General features: G+C 42.8%; 11 protein-coding genes and 1 pseudogene. 3 read left to right on the forward strand and 9 right to left on the reverse strand.

Annotated elements, in window-relative coordinates; all coding sequences use genetic code 11:
* Positions 1–15 precede the first annotated feature (15 nt).
* A complete protein-coding gene (locus tag BM378_RS15165; protein WP_065979494.1) occupies positions 16–1,353 on the reverse strand; it encodes an MFS transporter in 1,338 nt (445 codons plus the stop codon).
* 462 nt (positions 1,354–1,815) lie between these two features.
* Positions 1,816–4,632, reverse strand: a complete 2,817-nt coding sequence (locus tag BM378_RS15170; RefSeq protein WP_074989525.1) for a TonB-dependent receptor — start codon at positions 4,630–4,632, stop codon at positions 1,816–1,818.
* Between the two features lie 599 nt (positions 4,633–5,231).
* Between BM378_RS15170 and BM378_RS15175 the strand changes: the two genes are divergently transcribed.
* The 3 genes and pseudogenes from BM378_RS15175 to BM378_RS15185 all read left to right on the forward strand — a co-directional run.
* Positions 5,232–6,194, forward strand: coding sequence for a glycoside hydrolase family 43 protein (locus BM378_RS15175; RefSeq protein WP_036973618.1), 963 nt, complete (start codon positions 5,232–5,234; stop codon positions 6,192–6,194).
* 352 nt (positions 6,195–6,546) lie between these two features.
* The gene (locus tag BM378_RS15180) at positions 6,547–9,969 is read left to right on the forward strand and encodes a LamG-like jellyroll fold domain-containing protein (RefSeq protein WP_074989526.1); all 3,423 of its coding nucleotides are present in this window, start codon (positions 6,547–6,549) and stop codon (positions 9,967–9,969) included.
* Between the two features lie 114 nt (positions 9,970–10,083).
* Positions 10,084–10,371 (forward strand): annotated as a pseudogene (locus BM378_RS15185) (carboxylesterase family protein); the annotation flags it as partial.
* 13 nt (positions 10,372–10,384) lie between these two features.
* Here the strand turns inward: BM378_RS15185 and BM378_RS15190 are convergent.
* From BM378_RS15190 to BM378_RS15220, 7 genes are all read right to left on the reverse strand, one after another.
* Positions 10,385–11,065, reverse strand: coding sequence for a hypothetical protein (locus BM378_RS15190; protein ID WP_074989528.1), 681 nt, complete (start codon positions 11,063–11,065; stop codon positions 10,385–10,387).
* Between the two features lie 141 nt (positions 11,066–11,206).
* The gene (locus BM378_RS15195; RefSeq protein ID WP_227006792.1) at positions 11,207–13,156 is read right to left on the reverse strand and encodes a family 43 glycosylhydrolase; all 1,950 of its coding nucleotides are present in this window, start codon (positions 13,154–13,156) and stop codon (positions 11,207–11,209) included.
* A 12-nt stretch (positions 13,157–13,168) separates the two neighbouring features.
* Positions 13,169–14,236: an aldose epimerase family protein gene (locus BM378_RS15200; protein WP_227006791.1), complete on the reverse strand. Its 1,068-nt coding sequence runs from the start codon at positions 14,234–14,236 to the stop codon at positions 13,169–13,171.
* 215 nt (positions 14,237–14,451) lie between these two features.
* Positions 14,452–15,036 carry an HAD family hydrolase gene (locus BM378_RS15205; protein WP_036973623.1) on the reverse strand — a complete coding sequence of 195 codons (585 nt, stop codon included), beginning with the start codon at positions 15,034–15,036 and terminating at the stop codon, positions 14,452–14,454.
* 131 nt (positions 15,037–15,167) lie between these two features.
* Positions 15,168–16,667, reverse strand: coding sequence for an L-arabinose isomerase (araA, locus tag BM378_RS15210; RefSeq protein WP_074989529.1), 1,500 nt, complete (start codon positions 16,665–16,667; stop codon positions 15,168–15,170).
* A 23-nt stretch (positions 16,668–16,690) separates the two neighbouring features.
* Entirely contained in the window at positions 16,691–17,386 is a 696-nt protein-coding gene (locus BM378_RS15215; protein WP_036973625.1) for an L-ribulose-5-phosphate 4-epimerase, read from the reverse strand.
* Positions 17,383–19,035 carry a ribulokinase gene (locus tag BM378_RS15220; protein WP_036973626.1) on the reverse strand — a complete coding sequence of 551 codons (1,653 nt, stop codon included), beginning with the start codon at positions 19,033–19,035 and terminating at the stop codon, positions 17,383–17,385. The genes BM378_RS15215 and BM378_RS15220 overlap by 4 nt, the downstream gene beginning before the upstream one ends.
* Positions 19,036–19,102 lie beyond the last annotated feature (67 nt).

Genomic DNA, 19,102 nt, shown 5'->3' on the forward strand with positions numbered 1-19,102 from the left:
CGTTTTAAGAGGAGGTTACTTTGGTAGGCGTTTTTGAATGACCATGTCCGTATAGTATTGATCGGTAATCTTGTATTTTTTAAGAATAAGACCAAGTAACGCGTGGAATACACCGGGGATAATAGTAAGCATGAGTGCTAAGCCCATTAAGGTAAACTCCGTTTGCTCAACGTTGGGTTTGTACTCGAAAAATGCCAGTAATAATCCCCCTGCTAAACCAGCTAAACCGCCTCCAGCTTTTTGGCAGAATGAAATACCACCAAATGATAAGCCCGATGCACGCACACCGTCTTTAATTTCACCGTAATCCACAGCTTCTGCAATCGCAGACCAGAACACAGGCGCATGTAAATCAACCACAAATGACAAGATGATATAAAGCACGAATGCCATCATTACATCACCCGGTTGGACCACAAAATACATAAGCAATGAAATAAATAACACCGCAATTTGTGATTGACGGAACAGTTTCATTTTACAGTAACGCTGCGTGATCCACGTACTTGCCACCATCGATACGATTGACGCCGCAATACCCGCACTGGTGAATGCCCCCGCTAAATCGGGCACGCCTAAATAATAGGTTGCATAGTACATTGCCACACTACCGCGAATTGCATACCCTAAGGTACCAAGTACACACGCTGCACACAGTAACAACCACTGGTCGTTTTTAAGCAGCACTTTTAATTGCGTAAGTACGCCCTCGGTTTGTGGCTCATGAGTAATACGTTCGCGGGTAGTAAAGAAACAGAATAAAAACAACGCAACAGCACACGCAGAGACCAATGCCATTGCGAGTTTATAACCGTACGACAAGCTGCCATTTCCCCAGTAAGACGCAAGTAGCGGTACTGAGAATACAATCACTACATTGGCAATTTTTGCGAAAAACATACGGTAACCATTAGCAGATAAACGCTCTTTAGGATCCGCAGTGAGTACACCAATATAAGAGATATAAGGGATTGCTACACCGGTAAACATCAACGTAGCAAACAGGTAAGTTGCATAGGCCCACGCCAGCTTCATGTTGTAATCAAGATCTGGCGTAGTAAATAGTAATATAACCGACAAACCATACGGTACAGACAAGAATAAGAACCAGTGGCGGAACTGACCCCAGCGGGTTTTCACTTTATCGGTGATGACCCCCATTAATGGATCGGTAAAGGCATCAACAAAACGCGCCACTAAAAACAACACACCCATATCAACCGGATCCAGTCCGTAGATATCGGTGTAGAAAAAAGACATAAAATAAAATAACGCTGCAACCATGACATTCACTGCCATGTCGCCGGCACCAAAGCCAACTTTTTCTACAACGGATAACTTTTGAGATTCCATACCACACCCTAATTGGAAAATATTAAGCCAATACTCAATATTTTAAGCAATGAACACCTTTCAATACTGTGTATCAACTATGTGATACTACACAGCTTGGCCACTGCATTCGTTATTTTTGTAAATTTAATGCTAACCCGAATGATAGTATTATCATACTAATTAAATCGCAACTCTTTTCGTTTAATAACAAACACGCCCACTTTCTAGCAAATCTGAAAAATAAAAAACCCCAGCAAAGCCGTAATGCAGATCAGTTAAGGAAAAACCAATAAAATAAAGGGTTACAGCGATGATTTATAAAAATCTTACTGTAGCCCTTTTGCTATATGGTCTTTAGCTAATTTTATCCCCACCTGCTTTAAGCAGCTTTAACTGAATAATATTCACATATTTATTCAAAAAACTGCTTAACTGACTGGCATTACAGCAAAGCCGGGGTTTTGGGTCTATTCAAGAATTTTAGAAAGAATAACGTGCACCAAGCGCGAATGTACGTGAGTAGATACCGTTACCGAAATTAAATAAGTTATCGTTACCTTTACCGTAGTAGTTCTGATACACATCATCTAGGATATTAGTTGCATCAAATGTCACAACAAAGTCATCATTTACATTGTAACTAAACTGGAAGTCTAAACTTTGCTCTGGGCGGCTCCAGAACTGAATCGGATTAGCAAAGCTAGCCGCTTCGTTACCGGTGTAAAACTCTGAACGCCACACGTAAGATAAACGCATGTCAAATGAATCACGCTCGTAAATACCGACGATGCTGTAAGACTCATCAGATACGCCAGCCATTTGCGACTTAACATATTCTGTAATCTCTCCAGCACGATTAAAGTCAGGAGTTTCTTGTGATGAATCAAGTAGTGTGAAACTTGCTTGTACACCAAAACCATTTAACATTTCTGGCAAGTTTTCAGGAAAATAGACAGCCCCCAGTTCAAAACCCGAAAGCTCCCCGTTTGACGCATTCACTGATGTACTAATCACATAAGGTCTAGTTACACCATCATTACCTTCAAGAATCTCAGTCTTACGTCCAGGTAACACTAAGCCTTCAATTTCGCGGTTAAAGTAAGCAGCGTAAATTGAGCTTGTATCAGCAAAGTACCACTCAAGTGATAAGTCATAGTTTTTTGACTCTGTCGGTTGTAAATTAGAATTACCACCCGTTCCCGTACCATAAGGTATATCAGTTAGTGGGTCTTGTAATCTTACAACCGTGTTCAGGTCAGCAAAATTAGGCATACGCAGTGTTTCTGTATATGCTACACGTCCTACCACGTCATCAGTGATGTTCCAGTTAAGTACTAGACTTGGTAAAATTTTATCTGTTTTATTTTTACCTGTTGTTAGCTCACCATTGTTATCTGTATCATAAAACTTCATGTCTTGTTCATAGTTCACATAACGTAAACCAAATTCACCACTAATATCTTCCGTTAAGAAGAAATTAGTGGTTGCATAAAATGCATAAGAAGTTTCATCAATATCAAAAGATTTAGCTATACCTTCAACTTGAGCATCATATACTTGGCGAACCGCATCGGCATTTTTCAGTAAATAACTACCATCTGCAGTAATGAAACTATCAAATACATCTGCACGACCATCAAAATAATCATCTACTTTAAAAATTAAGCCACTTCCATCTCCTGATGCGCCTGCAGCGACTAGCTGTTCCATTAGGCTTGCAACTGAAGTATTGCCAATAACTTTATTATCATCTCTAGTAAATTCTTGTGCTGAACGGTTTTCGAAACGCCCACCAAATCGAACTTTATCTATGTAAGTACCGCCAAAAAGATACTCACCGTCAATTGTGAAAGTGATGGCATCACCGCTATTACCAGCAGCACTGTCATAAATAGTACTAGCATTCCAATTTTCTATCGTAGCCATATCAGCTTCGTTTACTGCGGTGTTTGGATCATCCCAAAATGAGATACTTGGCACACCATCATTGTCATTAAAGTCAACATCTAAACCATACGAAGTGCGATCAAAACGCATTGCAAAAAAGTCCGACTTATATTCACTGTCTTGATAAACCACTTCAGATTTAATAGTTAGATAATCGCTTGCTTGCCACTCGGCACCTAATGCATATAAGTAGCTATCTGTTGTTTCAGAGTTATAGTCACCACTTTGGAAGCCACCAGCACCGATTGCTTGTTTTTCTTTAACGACGTTAGTGCCATCAAATACTGTGGGGGTTTCAATAAAGCCGTTACCAGTTTCAAAGGTATTTGAAAACCATAACGCATTTTGAGATTGATTCTCGTAACCCGTGTAGAAACCTTCCGCCGTAATTTCAAGTGTTTCATTTGGTGCCCACTGCAAAGATATTGATGCTGCAGGGCGCTTACGCAAACCTGTAAATGAAGTACCGAAAATAGCATCTCGCGCTAATAAATACTCAGTTGGTTCACCTTCTACGTTCAACGTAGAACCCTCTGATGATGGTAGACCATTTTCTAAACCACCTTGCCAAATTAGATTACCTTGAGAGTCACGGTCAGGGATTCGAGAATACGGTGAATAATTATGATGCGGCTTGTCAGTAAAAAATGGAAATGCTGCACCTGCTGTAATTGTATCATCGCGATAATGTGTTTCAGCGTATGAAATATTAACTAAAGCACCAAACTCACCTGCACCATCGATGTCCCAACGGTTAGAGAGTAACGCACTGATATTTGGATCAACTTTATCTGGCTGATCAGCATAAATAGCACGTGCCGCTAAAACGACTTTTTCACCGTCAAAGTTGAATGGGCGATGCGTTTTAATGTCGATCGCCCCTGCGATACCACGCTCAATTTGATCTGCCGAACGAGTTTTATAAACTGTAACACCTGATAGTAAGCTTGCTGGAATGTCTTGCAGTGCCACATCACGGCCCGCACCAGTAAATATAGCACGACCATTAATAGTCGTATTGACGTCAGTAAGGCCACGGATTGAAACCGCACTTACTTCACCTGCACCACGGCCCGTTGTTTGTACACCCGTCACACGTTGAAGCGCTTCAACTACGTTGTTATCAGGGAATTTACCAATATCTTCTGCAACAATAGCATCCACGATTTGAACGCTTGCACGTTTTTCATCAAGTGCTTTGTTTAAACTGCCGCGAATACCTGATACCTGAATAACTTCCATTTCATCGACGTTCTTTTCAGGAGTATTTGGTGCTTGCTCTTGAGCGAAAGCAAATTGACAGGTAAATGCCATAACTACAGCACTGGCTATGTGTGTTCTTTTAAACATAAGCGGTGTTCTCCAAATTATAGTTATATCGGCCCGCTGAACTTTCCCCATTCAGTTACCGAAGAGTGACCACTTTATTGTGCATCGTGTGTTGTCAAAACGGTGCGCAAGTGAGTCTATATTTTATTATGTTAATACATTGCTGTCTGAACTTTAATCATATTGTATGATTATTTGACAGTCAACTCAAAAAGCCAAATTAAAATAACTGCCATTATGTTTACAAAAAATGTCGCAATTATAACATGTTACAAACTTAAAGCGTGCTGCGTTTATGTTTTGGTTATTCATTAATACCGATTATTATCATAAACTTAGCATGTAATCATTTGCTTGTTTAATTTGTCTTTAGTTCACCTAGAGCGACAAAAAAGGGCTAACAAGTTATTTACCCAGCGAATTTTGATGCTACTATGATTAAAATACAATAATACAATATAGAATTAATTTTTGCTGCACTTTTGCTGATTTGTTTCGATGTAAACAATCAGTTACTCAGTATAATCAGGCGTACACTGTGTATTATCTGGTCATTTAGAATGAGTTTTAAGCACAAAAGCAGCAGTTCGTACAACAATCATTAGTCACAGAGGACACTCATGAAGAAATTGAAAGCGTTAGCACTGCCATTGCTTTTTTCGAGTAGCTTAGCCGTTGCACAAAACCCATTATTTACCGATGTTTTTACAGCAGATCCCGCAGCACTTGTTCACAACGACACCGTATACCTTTATACAGGCCATGATGAAGCACCTAATAACGATGTATTTTTCGAAATGCATGACTGGCTCGCCTTTTCGTCTACCGACATGGTGAATTGGAAAAAGCATGGCCCAATTATGAAAGCCACTGACTTTAAGTGGGCAAAAGGCGAAGCGTGGGCTTCACACATGATTGAGCGTGATGGCACCTTTTACTTCTTTACCACGGTTCGTCACAACGATACAAAACCGGGCTTTGCTATTGGTGTTGCAACGTCTAAGTCACCGACAGGCCCATTTAAAGACGCCATAGGCCATGCGCTTGTTACAGACGATATGACCAAGCACACACCGAATGATTGGGATGATATTGATCCTGCTATTTATACCGAAGAAAACGGCGATACATACATGTTCTTTGGTAACTTAGTGCCAAAATATGTAAAGCTGAGCGATGACTTACTTTCGCTTGATGGGGAAATAAAAACAATCGATTTGCCAAACTTTACAGAAGCATTATGGGTGCATAAAAAAAATGATAACTACTATGTATCGTACGCCTGTGAGTTCCCTGAAAAAATCTGTTATGCAATGAGTAAAAGTATTCATGGACCGTGGGAATATAAAGGTATCTTGAATGAAATCGCGGGCAACAGTGAAACAAACCACCAATCAATTATCGAATACAAAGGTAAAGATTATTTTATTTACCATACAGGTGCAGTACCACCAATTGATGGCAAACCAAGTGGTGGGCGTTTTCGTCGTTCCGTGGCTATCGAACCACTTTACTACAATGAAGACGGCACGCTTAAACGTATTATCATGACCACTGAAGGTCTCAGTAAACAAGACAAGTAATCTCAAAAAGGGCTCTTAAAGAGCCCTTTTTAGTGCTCAAATGTAATACAAATAAACATATTTACTGGAAAATCCTCACTTTCCGATAAGTAAAAACTTCCCTAAAAGAGTAAAAACAGCGAAAAAAACGCCAAAATTGGCAACTTGAAAAAATTAAAATCACGCTGTACATATTGTAAATACTGACACTTCATGTTTACATATCAATTACCTTTGCAAAAGTATTTGCACATTTTAAATCGTACTATAAAATTACAATACTACGTTCTTATTAGTTTGATATAGGCACGCGGCAATTTTATTGACAACAATCGAATAAAAAATGAATCCCAGTTTCAAGAGGACACATAAAATGAAATTAAATAAATTAGCCATGGTCATAGCCTGCTCTTTGGCTGTGACAGGTTGTGGCAAAGAAGAGGGTACTAAGCTTAACTCGTCTCTTGCAGTTACCGAACCCCAAAGCGCAAAACCGACTGTAAGCAGCAGTGTTGAATACACTGAATCAGGAAGCGTAATGGTTACTAATGTCAGTGTACATGACCCTTCTGTCGTTAAAGTTGACGACACTTATTATATTTTTGGTTCACACCTTGCTGCCGCTAAATCAACTGATCTCTTGAACTGGGAAATGATTTCTAGCCTTTCAGCTAACGCAGCCGTTAATGAAAGCCCCCTATTTGATTACAACTACACAGGTGAAATTGCCGAGGGTATTGAATGGACAGATGGCTTTACTGGCAACTGGGCTGCTGATGTTATTAAAGCCCCAAATGGCAAGTTTTGGTTTTACTATAACCACTGTGCACAAGATAACCCAGATACACCGGATGTTGTTGATGAAGTGTGTTGGAACCGCTCTTACCTTGGTTTAGCTGAAGCTGATAACATTGAAGGCCCCTATAAAAATAAAGGCATTTTCTTACGCAGTGGCTACCGCAATGAGGCGGAATTTACAGCCTACCCACTCGATAACGGCCAAACAACATGGAATGGCGCCGTTGATCCAAACGCCATTGACCCTGCAGCATTCTATGATGCAAACGGCAAGCTTTGGATGGTTTACGGCTCTTACTCCGGCGGTATTTTCGTTTTAGCAATGGACGAAGAGACCGGTATGCCAGAAGCCGGTCAAGGATACGGTAAAAAACTAGTCGGTGGTGACTTCCGTGCGATAGAAGGCGCCTTTGCAATGTATAGCCCAGAGAGCGAGTACTATTACCTGTTCTTCTCAGTTGCTGGATTTGACTTAAACGGAGGCTATAACATTCGTGTTGCTCGCTCAAAAACACCTGATGGTCCATACCTAGATAACGCGGGTAATGACATTGCAGCAATAGGGGGCCTAGAAATTGGTGAAAAACTAATGGGCGGCTTTGAGTACACCCAAGAACTTGGCGAAACAGCACCTGCTTGGGGCTATCAATCACCGGGGCATAACTCGGCTTACTACGATGAAGCAACAGGTCGTCATTTATTAGTAACACACACCCGTTTTCCACAAACATCAACTGAGTTCCCTAACAATACTGAAGCACACCAAGTTCGTGTGCATGAAATGTTTATTAACTCATTAGGTTGGCCGATGGCTTCACCACAACGTTATGTGCCGCTTGAGGGCGACAACATGGTAATTGCTGATGAGCTTTACGGTTACTACAAATTTATCAATCACGGCACTGATGTAAACACTGATGCTATTCGTTCAATGCATATTGCATTAAACCAAGATCACTCAGTAACAGGTGACGATCCCGGTATCTGGTACATGATTGATGACTCTAATATTAAACTAGAGCTTGATTCTGGTACTTACTTCGGCGTGGCTAAATGGCAATGGGATGACGCCACCAAAGCGATGGCCGTCACTGTATCGGCAACATCAAGCGAAGGCGCTACCATTTGGGCAAGTAAACGTGATGAAATTACGGATACTGCAAACGTGCTGGGCACTGTTCAAGAAGCACTTGATATAAAAACTGAATTATCAATTGCAGACGAAGGCTATTCATTACCAACTAAAGGTAAAGATGGTGCAGCGATTAACTGGCAAAGTAGTGATGAATACTACATCACCAGCGAAGGCTCTGTGTTTATCCCTACGCCAGACCGTGGTGATAAATCCGTTACTTTAACGGCTAATATCTCTTTAAATGGCGAGAGCACCACCAAGACATTTAATGTAAACCTTGAAGCGCGTCCAGAATTTAAAAATGCGATTGCACACTACAAATTCGAAGAATCACTAAGCGATGGTTTAGGCAATCTAGGTGATGCAGGGGTGACAGACAACAATCTATTAAATGTGGGTGCAGGCACAGCCGCTTTCGCTGAAGGTCAAACAGGTAAAGCGTTTAACTTTGATGGTGCAACGGGTGTTCGTTTACCTGATGACTTAGTGACAGGCGATGAGTACACAATCTCATATTGGTTTAAACCGACTGTGTTGACCGACTTCACGCCAACATTTTTTGCTGCATCATCAGATGCGCGTTGGATGAGCTTGATTCCGGGTAGCACGCACTTTACAACAACACCAATGCTGTGGAGCCGTTACCTTGCTGAAGATGGCACAGAAATGTGGAACCAAATCATTTCTGGTTCTCCTGCGGTAATGGACTGGAATCACATTGCAATTACGTATGCTAACGGGACTACTACGCTTTATCGAGATGGTATCCGAGCAGGGTCAATGCCACGTCCGGATTTCTTCAGCACGCAAACAGGCAATTTTGCTCTCGGTGTGAACTACGGGTGGGATTTACCTTTCCAAGGTCAAATTGACGAATTTATCGTGTATGACTACGCCTTAAACAGCTTAGACATCAATGGTGCAGCAATCAACAACCTAACAGATCCGACTAAGTTCGAAAGTTTCATCACTGATGCGCTTGATTTAGGTGATGTATCTGCAGTACGTGAAAGCTTCGAGTTACCACGTGTCGGTCCATTTGTGTCAGGTATTAGCTGGACGTCAAACAACGAAGAGTATTTAAAACCAGTTAACGGCACGGTTGTTGTGACTCAACCAAGTGCCTCTGCTGGCGACCAAGTTGTAACATTAACTGCAACTATTAAGTACAAAGACTTTACTGATACTAAGTCATTCGATGTGACCTTAAAATCACTTGCACCAGCTGAATACAGCTTCGAAGGTGACTTAAGTGCGCTTAATGGTGCGTACGCAACAGCTAAACCAACAGGTGGGTTAATCAATAATACTGGCGGTAATGTTACATACGTTGACGGTATCATTGGTCAAGCCGTATTCCTTGACGGGTCAGGTGTCCGCTTACCAGATAACCTTATTACAACCAATGATTACTCTGTGTCTATGTGGTTAAAACCAGAAAGCTTTTCAGATTACACAACCGCATTCTTTGCAGGTGCAAATGCAGACACTTGGTTGAGTTATGTGCCTTCGATGGCTGGCTCAAGTCTAACTCGTTTGTGGGCAAATAATGGCGCATTCTTTGATAATGCAGAGCTAGATAGCCGTATTCCTCTCAAAGAGTGGACACATATTGCCTTCACGGTTGATGGCACCAACGGCGATACGATAAAAATGTACGTCAATGGTGAACTTCAGCTAGAAGCAGGCGGTTTCCCTCGCGTGTTCACTGTACCTGGTGAAACCAATGAATTTGCCTTGGGTGTTAACTACTGGGATACCCCTTATAACGGGGCTATTGATGAACTGAAAATTTTCAACGGTGCGATTAGTGCTGAAGAAATAAAAGCACTCTTTGACGCAGCTTCTGCACAAGAAGAGTAATAAGTAAGGTGAGCTGTCTCACCTTCCTTATTCGTTGTCGTAAAAAGCCAGACTCTGTCTGGCTTTTTTATGCACACATGAAGCTGGGCAAAGTTACAAACACAATATGGTAATGCGCCTGTATACCTGTACTACTTCGATCATCACCCTGCCCGAAAGAGTGGTGCAAAAGATGAAGGTCACGGCTCTGCTCACGGTCATGAAATTGCGTACGTGTTTAAAAACTTGAATAAGTCAGATCCCAATATCACACCAAACGACTTAAAAATGTCAGAGGTTATGGCAACGTATTGGACTAACTTCGCTAAAAACGGGAATCCCAATCATGACGCACTACCAAACTGGCCAGCTTTTGATGATGAAAAGCCGAGTACCATGTACTTCCAACAACAGCCAAAGTAACTAGTGAGCAGTTTTACTCACTTTTCCAAAACTGCCACCACTTTTTGTTACTCGCGGTATCTGCTTTACTCAACGCTGAGCTTGCTGTTTCATGGGGATACCTTATACGATAAGACGGATCACTAAAGGCAGGGTTCAGTGCCGTTGAGTTATTCATTCGATCATAGTCATCTAAGTGGGGATTAGAATAAAACTCTTCGACTGGATACGGTAAATAAGCCTCGTCATACCCTGAATATTCAAAAATAAAACGTTTCGCTTTTTCATTTCTAAGGAATGCATTCCGAAACAAATGCCATTCAGCATCATCAATATTCATATAAAAATATTCACTCGCATCCAGAATGAGATACTCGTACTCTAGCTCATCAAAAAGCGCGATTGTCTTATCTAAATACCCTATCGCTATTTCAGGCTCTTGAAATAATTCAGTAAAAAACCGATGTGAGTTTTCTATATTTTCTTTCGCTTTTTTGACCGTCGTACACGGTAAAGAGATCGTATCGTAGTGTAAATTACCCTCTCCATCCATGTATTCAATTTTAGACTCGATGAAATCATCTTCATTGAAAAACATTAACCAGACTATTGGTATTTGATAACCTGCTTCAGCTAACTCAATGTACTGACCACCTTCACTTTGCAGCTGATGCACACTTGAAATTGGTTTACTTGAATTAATTAAATAAGACATTTACAACTCCTACTCCCTGAGAAAGCAACCAGCGCATTCCCTTAAACTGTATAATTATACCTTCACGTTATATTAACAGGAACAAAAAAAGCCACTCATAAATGAAGTGGCTTTGGTTTGAGTCGATTTTTTACTTATGACTTAATGTGGTTCACGCAGGTGGAACACTTGGCACTTGTTACCTAAGTCGGGTTGTTGTGCAAAGTTAGTGTTTTCAGCCAAGCCACAGTTACTTAAGCCTAATGCTTGTTTTGTATAACGGTTGATAAGCATGATGCCACCGCCTTCAACTGGGGCAATGCGCCACTGTGCTGTTTTCGCGGCACACGAAGCCATTTCTACATTGGCACCCGGCACGAGTGCATTATCGGCTACTGCAGCACAGAACTCGCTGTCAGCGCTTTGTTTAAGGCTTACATAACCCGTATCTGTTGGTGTGAAGAACCATTGCTGTGCGTCTTTATGCGTATAAGCGTGTTGCTCAACATTAGTACCTGCTTTAACTTTACCAGCTACGCTCAACGCTTTACCACTTTGTTGGCTTAATACCACAACACTGCCCATAGGGCGTAATTGCCAGTCGCCACACGCTGTTGTGTCGCTTTGCTGTAACACCGCTTGATTTTGCGCTGCCGAACACCCTGCAACCGCTAAAGGTTTGTCTGTGTAACGGTTAGTAATAGACACATTACCGTCTGTGCTTGGAGCTACTTTCCATTGCTGGCAGAAGTTATTGCGCCATGCCGCAGATTGTACTTTAGCGTTGTCAGCATCGTTACAGCTTTCAAGTTCAAGGAACTTGCTGTCTTCGCGGTTGGCTAAACGAACAAAACCGTCTGTTGTTGCATCAATAACCCACTGACCATTGGTGCTTGCACACTGGCGCTGCACTGCGCGCGCATCTTGCGGGTCTGCAGCGATGTCTAAACATAGGCCACTTGTGGCATTCACTAATTGGTAGCGTTGACCTTGTACACGTGTTACCAGCGGGCCATATTCACCTGATGGTGGGGCGACTTCAACACCCGGCGTTAATGGTTTACCAAAGTTTGGTGTTCCATCGTTGTTCCAAGTGAATTTTTGCGCACGTAAAGAACGCGTTGCGCTACAACCGTGCTCTACTGAATCATTACCATGGTAAACCAGCCAATCTTCAGTGCCATCTGGCGACGTGAAGAAACCATTATGACCTGGGCCAAATACGTCTTCTGTGCGCTCAAATACCGGCTTGTCGTATTTTTTCCAACTACTGGCTTTAAGTGGATCATCACCTACAAGCTCAAGCATACCCAGCTTGTAGTCAGGGGTATTACAGAAGCTTGCTGAGTACGTCATAAACGTACGCCCATTGTGCTGTATAATTTCAGCGCCTTCCGTTACTTTACGACCACTAATTTCCCAGTCTAGCTCAGGACGCGTGATCACCGTATGTGGAGAGTTCTTTTTCAGTGTCCATGGGTTTTCCATTTCAGCAATAATGTTTAACTGTTGATCGCCCTGCCACTGTGAGTAAATCACATACAGTTTATCGTTGTATGTAAGGTAGTTACCGTCGATATTCCATACGTTTGGCATTAATGCCCCTTTGTATTCGTATGGACCCATAGGGTCATCACCGGCACTTTCTAAAACATTTAAGTGTTGGTTATCTAGCGTGCCATCGGTACCGGCTGTGTACATCATGTACCAACGATAGCCATTTGGCCCTTTTAAGCGATGGAATTCAAACGCCCAGAAGTTACAACAACGTTCAGGGTTTGAATCAGACCACACATTGACAGGTGTTGCATCTGCAAGACCAGCAAGCGTGGGCGATTTTCGCATCACTAATTCAGAAGTCCATGTTGTTGTGGTTAAGTAATAGTTACCATCCCAATACTCAAGCCATGGATCGGCGCCATTAGGAAACAGCGGATTGGTAAATATGCCATTATCTTGAATGGGCGCTTTTTCTGTGGCTGCTACATCAGTTTTTTTAGCGGTGTTGTCTTCAGCCGTTGTCTGACAGCCAGTCAGCGCGCCAAACGACAAGGCAAATAGGCTGGCTAAACCGGCCTTTTGCATTGCGCTTTTAAGCTTTGTTGTTTTCACGTTTGTGTTCCTTTATTTTGTACCAAATTCGTACACGATGCGTGTTGAGTACACGTCACCCGGTAATAATGTTGTGCTTGGGAACGTTGGCTGATTGGGTGCATCAGGGAAGTGTTGTGGCTCTAAACAAAAACCACTTCTGAAGTTATGCACTAAGCCAGACGCTTGCTTGCTACTACCGTCTAAGAAGTTACCTGAATAAAACTGTACGGCAGGCTCTTCGGTGTAAACGGTTAATGTACGACCTGAGTTTGCTTCGTAAACCGTTGCCGCTTCTACAAGCTCTTTGCTTGGTGTGTCTTTTAGTACAAAGTTATGGTCGTAGCCTTTACCAAGCTGAAGCTGTTCATTGCTTACTTTTATATCTTGACCAATTGCTTTAGCAGTACGGAAGTCAAACGGTGTGCCTGCTACATCCATTAACTCTCCCGTTGGGATTAAGCCACCATCTACAGGCGTAATCGCTTTGGCGTTAATTTGCATTTGGTGATCAAGAATGTCGCCTTTACCCGCTAAGTTAAAGTAGCTGTGCTGCGTCATATTGATAATGGTAGGCTTGTTCGTTGTAGCAATAAACTGCATGTCTAGCGTGTTGTTATTGGTTAACGTGTAAGTCACTTCAGTGGTTACTTCACCTGGGTATCCTTGGTCACCATCGGGGCTAACAAGGCTTAGGGTCACGCCTGCACTGTTTTGCGTAGTGAACGGTGTCATGTTCCATACTTTTTTGTCGAAACCTTGCACACCCCCGTGTAAATGATTGTCGCCGTCGTTAGTGGCAAGCTGATATTCGGTGCCATTTAACGTGAATTTACCGTTCGCAATACGGTTACCAAAACGACCAATAATAGCGCCAAAGTAAGTCGTTGCTTTTGTGTAAGCGTCTAGGTTATCTAAACCCAGTACAATATTACCCATTTCGCCTTTTGCATCTGGCGTTTCAATACGCGTGATAATGCCGCCGTAGTTAATCACATCAACGCTAATACCATTGCTGTTAGTCAACGTTACTTGATTAACTGGCGTTTGATCAGCAAGCACGCCGTAAGCCGTCATAGATGCTGAAGGGGAAGTTGTCATATTGTCTCCTTGATGAGCACACGCTGGTGTAAGGGCAATCCCACATGTCACCAACAATGCATAAAGCCCGCGCGACTTTTTCGTGTTCGAACCGGCTGTTTGATGAGTTGTTTTTAAACCTTGGAAAACACATTGCAATGACATATGAATAACCTTTTTTTAATTGTATTTATAGTTTTATAATACAAATAAGGGGTTCATTGCAAATTTAATCGCTAAAATTGGATTTTGCCGTCTTTTACCATAATGCAGTCCATGCCCGCACTTTTTGCTGCTTGATAGCCAATTTGTGTATCTTCAAACACCACGCATTTACTGGGCTCAACACCTAATTGCTCAGCCACTTTTAAAAACGTTTCTGGGTCTGGCTTACCTTTACTCACATCACTTGCGGTAACTAAGGCGCCTATTTTATTAATTAAATTAGTATCTGTTAGGTGATCAATTGCATGCTCGCGGTCAGCCCCTGTACCCACTCCCATTGGCAGTACGCCATGGTATTTTTCAAGTACAGCGACGGTTTCGTCAATTACCAATGGATGGTGCTGTAAATCAACCCAAAATTGGTGCTTGTCTTTAGCAACAACGAGAGGGTCGTGATCTAAACCAAATTTTTCATTGAGCATTTCAATGGTTTTAACGGTCGGTATGCCACCCAAGCTATACATGTAGTCGTAATCGAACGGATAACCATACGCTTCACAGGCTTTCTGCCATGCTTGCAAATGACTGCCCATTGAGTCAATTAAGGTGCCGTCCATATCAAAAATAATGCCTTGGTAGGCGCTTAAGTCGATCATATCTACTCCTAAAAAGTGTTACTTCACAATAGCATAAGCCAGCGAGGAGCGAGGCTCATCACTGGCTTAATCGACAACAAAATTTGACTGAACATGCTAAAAGCATGCCCTAGTACTTTATGTACTCGTTTTTACAGGCCACGTTTTAGCATGTAATAAGCTGCGTTATGACGAAGCTCTGTTTTGAAACCACGAATTGTCGTATCGTTATCGATGATCATTGTTTCAACGCCTGCCATTTCAGCAAAATCAACGATCATATCAGTTGTGACTGCTTGGCTGTATGCAGTGTGGTGTGCACCACCAGCGTGGATCCATGCAGCAGATGCAACAGATAGATTTGGTTTTGGTTCCCACAGTGCTGAAGCCACTGGTAAGTGAGGTAAATCAGCTGGCGGAGCCACTGTATCTACTTCGTTGATTAGAATGCGGAAACGGTTACCCATATCAATTGGTGATACGTTAATTGCAGCGCCTGGTTTTGCAGTAAACAATAAACGACCTACATCACACTTCACACCGATCGTGTGTTGGTGAACTTCTAAGCGTGGTTTTTGTGCCGCAATTGAAGGACATACTTCTAACATGTGCGCGCCAAGTACTTGGTCAGTCTCACCCATGTTGTAAGTGTAATCTTCCATGAATGAACAACCGCCTTCACGGCCTTCACCCATTACTTTCATGATGCGAACCATCGCAGCTGTTTTCCAGTCACCCTCACCACCGTAGCCATAGCCTTTCGACATTAGGCGCTGTGTAGCAAGACCCGGAAGACCAGACAGGCCTGATAAGTCTTCAAAACAGTTTGTGAATGCTTTAAAGCCGCCTTTCTCTAAGAAACGCTCCATACCAAGCTCTAAACGTGCTTCGTTGCGCAGCATTTTTACGGCGTAATCGTCTTGTAGAGTTTCGTCAGCAATCACATAGTCTTGCTTATAAAGCGCTAACTGTGCATCGATTTCGTCTTCTGTGATTGTATCAACCACTTTTACAAGCTCAGCGACACCAAACGCGTGTACTTCATAACCAAAGGTGATTTGTGCTGAAACTTTGTTACCTTCGGTTACCGCAACTTGACGCATGTTGTCGCCAAAACGCGCTACTTTAAGTGTTTGGCTTTCTGCCCAACCTTTTGCCGCACGACACCAGTCATCTAACTGCTTTTGTACGTCAGCACGTTGCCAGTGACCCGCAACCACTTTGCGCTCTTTACGCATTACCGTACCGATGAAACCAAACTCACGGTCACCGTGTGCACTTTGGTGCGTATTCATGTAGTTCATGTTGATGTCAGACCAAGGAAGGGCTGCATTGAACTGAGTATGAAGGTGTAACCAAGGCTTACGTAATTCGCTTAGGCCAGCAATCCACATTTTCGCAGGTGAGAAAGTGTGCATCCATAATACTAAACCAACACAGTTAGGATCGGTATTTGCCGCTTGGCAAACAGCGTGAATTTCTTCAGGTGACTTAACGGTAGGCTTACATACCAAGTTTACTGGTAGGTTCGCTTCGCTGTTTAAGCCCGCTACAATTGCTTCGCTGTCTTTGGCAACCGTTTCTAACACCTTAGGACCATAAAGATGTTGTGAGCCGGTAACAAACCAGACTTCTTTCGTCATCGTCGTCATGTTAATAATCCTCTAAATTCTTGCTATTTGCTCTGACCGTAATACGCGTTTTTACCGTGCTTACGTAGATAATGTTTATCCATCACGGCTTTTTTAAGTTCAGCTGCGTGTGGATCTAAAGTGCGTGTTAAATACGCCATGCGAGCAATCTCTTCGAGTAGCGCGGCATGGTATACAGACTGAGCGGCATCTTTACCCCACGTGAAAGGCGCATGACCCGCAACAATCACCATAGGTGCAGCTTTCGGATCGCGGTCTTTATACGCATCAGTAATTTGAATACCGGTTTCTAACTCATAATCGCCATTCACTTGCTCATCAGTTAGTTCACGCGTACAGGTGATGTCACCGTGTACATAGTCAGCGTGAGTTGTGCCAAGGCAAGGAATGCTTTGTTTTGCTTGTGCCCATGCAGTTGCATAGGTCGAATGCGTGTGTGTTACACCGCCAATCTCATCGAAGTGGCGATATAAATGAACATGTGTTTTGGTGTCAGAAGACGGACGCATAGCACCTTCAACAATGGTGTTTTCAAGGTCGACGATCACCATGTCGTCGGCTTTCATTTGGTCGTACGATACACCACTTGGTTTAATCGCAATCACGCCTTTGTCGCGGTCGATTTGCGATACGTTACCAAAGGTATAAATTACTAAGCCACGACGTTGAAGCTCCATATTCGCTTCATAAACTTCACGTTTTAGTTCAGTAAAACTCATGCTTTGTCTCCGTTTACATAGCTTGCAAGTGCTTGGTAGTTGGCATAAAGCGCGTCATACACCGCTACACGCTCAGGGTTTGGTAAGTACTGATGACAGACTGATGACGCCATCACTTTTTGCGCATCAGCCACTGTTGCGTGCTCACCCGCAGCAACCGCAGCCATAATTGCCGCACCCAATGCACAACTTTGCTCACTCTCTAAAACGTCGATTGGACAGTTCCAAACATCAGCACAGGTTTGCATTACGTAGTCTGATTTTTTAGAAATACCGCCGATAACAACCACTGACTCAATTGGCACGCCTTCACTTTGAAAACGCTCAGTGATAGCACGTGCGCCAAACGCCGTTGCTTCAACAAGTGCTTTAAAGAATTTAGGTGCATCTGTGCCCATTTTTAAGCCAGTTAATGCCATTGCAACGCTTTGATCAGCATCTGGCGTACGACGACCATTTACCCAATCAAGCGCTGTTACGTCGCTGCTTGTTACAGGGAGTGCTGCCGCCGCGTTTGATAAATCAACTAAGATTGAGTCTTCTAGCTTGTTAACTAACGCCTGCTCAGCGTCAGATAGATTTGTAAGTTGGCGAGTTGGCCAAAGTACTAGATTCTTGAACCATGCGTATAAGTCACCAAAAGCAGACTGACCGGCTTCTAAGCCAATTAATCCTGGGATCACTGAGCCATCAACTTGACCACAAATACCTTTAACGCAGGTATCACCTAGTTGCTCTTTAGACGTTACCGTGATGTCACAGGTTGAGGTACCCATTACCTTAGTTAGAACGCCTGGGCGAACATTGGCAGCTACTGCTCCCATGTGACAGTCAAATGCACCGTAACCAATCACGATGCCTTGTGGTAAACCTAGCTTCTCGGCCCACTCAGCGGTTAAGTTGCCAGCAACTTGGTCGCTTGGCTCTGTGGTTGCATTTAAAGTATCAACAACACCATCTAATAGTGGATCGATACTTGTAAAGAAACTGTTTGGTGGGAAACCGCCCCACTGCTCGTTCCACATTTGTTTGTGGCCCGTTGCACAACGCCCTAGCTTTAATGCTTCAGGGTGAGTTGTGCCGCACATGAGCGCGGTCATCCAATCACAGTGTTCAACCCATGAATAAGTGGCTGCTTTAACACTGCTATCAACGCGGAAAATATGTAATGCTTTAGCCCAGTACCACTCAGAAGAGTAAATACCGCCCATGTGTGAAAGGTAGTTCACATCGTTGTTAGTTGCAGCTTGAGTGATTTCATTTGCTTCTTTAATAGACGTATGGTCTTTCCACAAAATGAACATTGCATTTGGGTTTTCTGCAAACTCTTCAGTTAATGCCAGTGGTGTACCTTGGCTATTAATAGCCACAGGCGTTGAGCCTGTCGTATCAAAGCTCATACCCACTACTTTGTCTGCGGTACCTGCTGGAACATGCGACCAAAGACCATTCACTACTTCAACAAGGCTATCAATGTAGTCTTGTGGATGCTGACGAAACTGATCTTTACTTGGGTCACAATATAAACCTTGTGCCCAGCGCGGGTAGTTCACTAAATGGCTGGCTAGTTCTTCACCAGTTGCAACATCAACGAGTAATGCTCTTACCGAGTCTGACCCGTAGTCTAATCCCAACGTATAACGAGACATAATTACCTTTCACTAATTGCTTACTAACATTGTTAGTCATTATCTTTATTTGTATGATAATATCAAC

Source organism: Pseudoalteromonas lipolytica, from assembly GCF_900116435.1.
In the GTDB taxonomy this organism is placed as follows: Bacteria; Pseudomonadota; Gammaproteobacteria; order Enterobacterales; family Alteromonadaceae; genus Pseudoalteromonas; species Pseudoalteromonas lipolytica.

Bases quoted from the DNA above. Each gene is read 5' to 3' on its own strand.
- BM378_RS15165 (WP_065979494.1), bottom strand. From the start codon at position 1,353: ATGGAATCTCAAAAGTTATCCGTTGTAGAAAAAGTTGGCTTTGGTGCC.
- BM378_RS15170 (WP_074989525.1), bottom strand. From the start codon at position 4,632: ATGTTTAAAAGAACACACATAGCCAGTGCTGTAGTTATGGCATTTACC.
- BM378_RS15175 (WP_036973618.1), top strand. From the start codon at position 5,232: ATGAAGAAATTGAAAGCGTTAGCACTGCCATTGCTTTTTTCGAGTAGC.
- BM378_RS15180 (WP_074989526.1), top strand. From the start codon at position 6,547: ATGAAATTAAATAAATTAGCCATGGTCATAGCCTGCTCTTTGGCTGTG.
- BM378_RS15190 (WP_074989528.1), bottom strand. From the start codon at position 11,065: ATGTCTTATTTAATTAATTCAAGTAAACCAATTTCAAGTGTGCATCAG.
- BM378_RS15200 (WP_227006791.1), bottom strand. From the start codon at position 14,236: ATGACAACTTCCCCTTCAGCATCTATGACGGCTTACGGCGTGCTTGCT.
- BM378_RS15205 (WP_036973623.1), bottom strand. From the start codon at position 15,036: ATGATCGACTTAAGCGCCTACCAAGGCATTATTTTTGATATGGACGGC.
- araA (WP_074989529.1), bottom strand. From the start codon at position 16,667: ATGACGACGATGACGAAAGAAGTCTGGTTTGTTACCGGCTCACAACAT.
- BM378_RS15215 (WP_036973625.1), bottom strand. From the start codon at position 17,386: ATGAGTTTTACTGAACTAAAACGTGAAGTTTATGAAGCGAATATGGAG.
- BM378_RS15220 (WP_036973626.1), bottom strand. From the start codon at position 19,035: ATGTCTCGTTATACGTTGGGATTAGACTACGGGTCAGACTCGGTAAGA.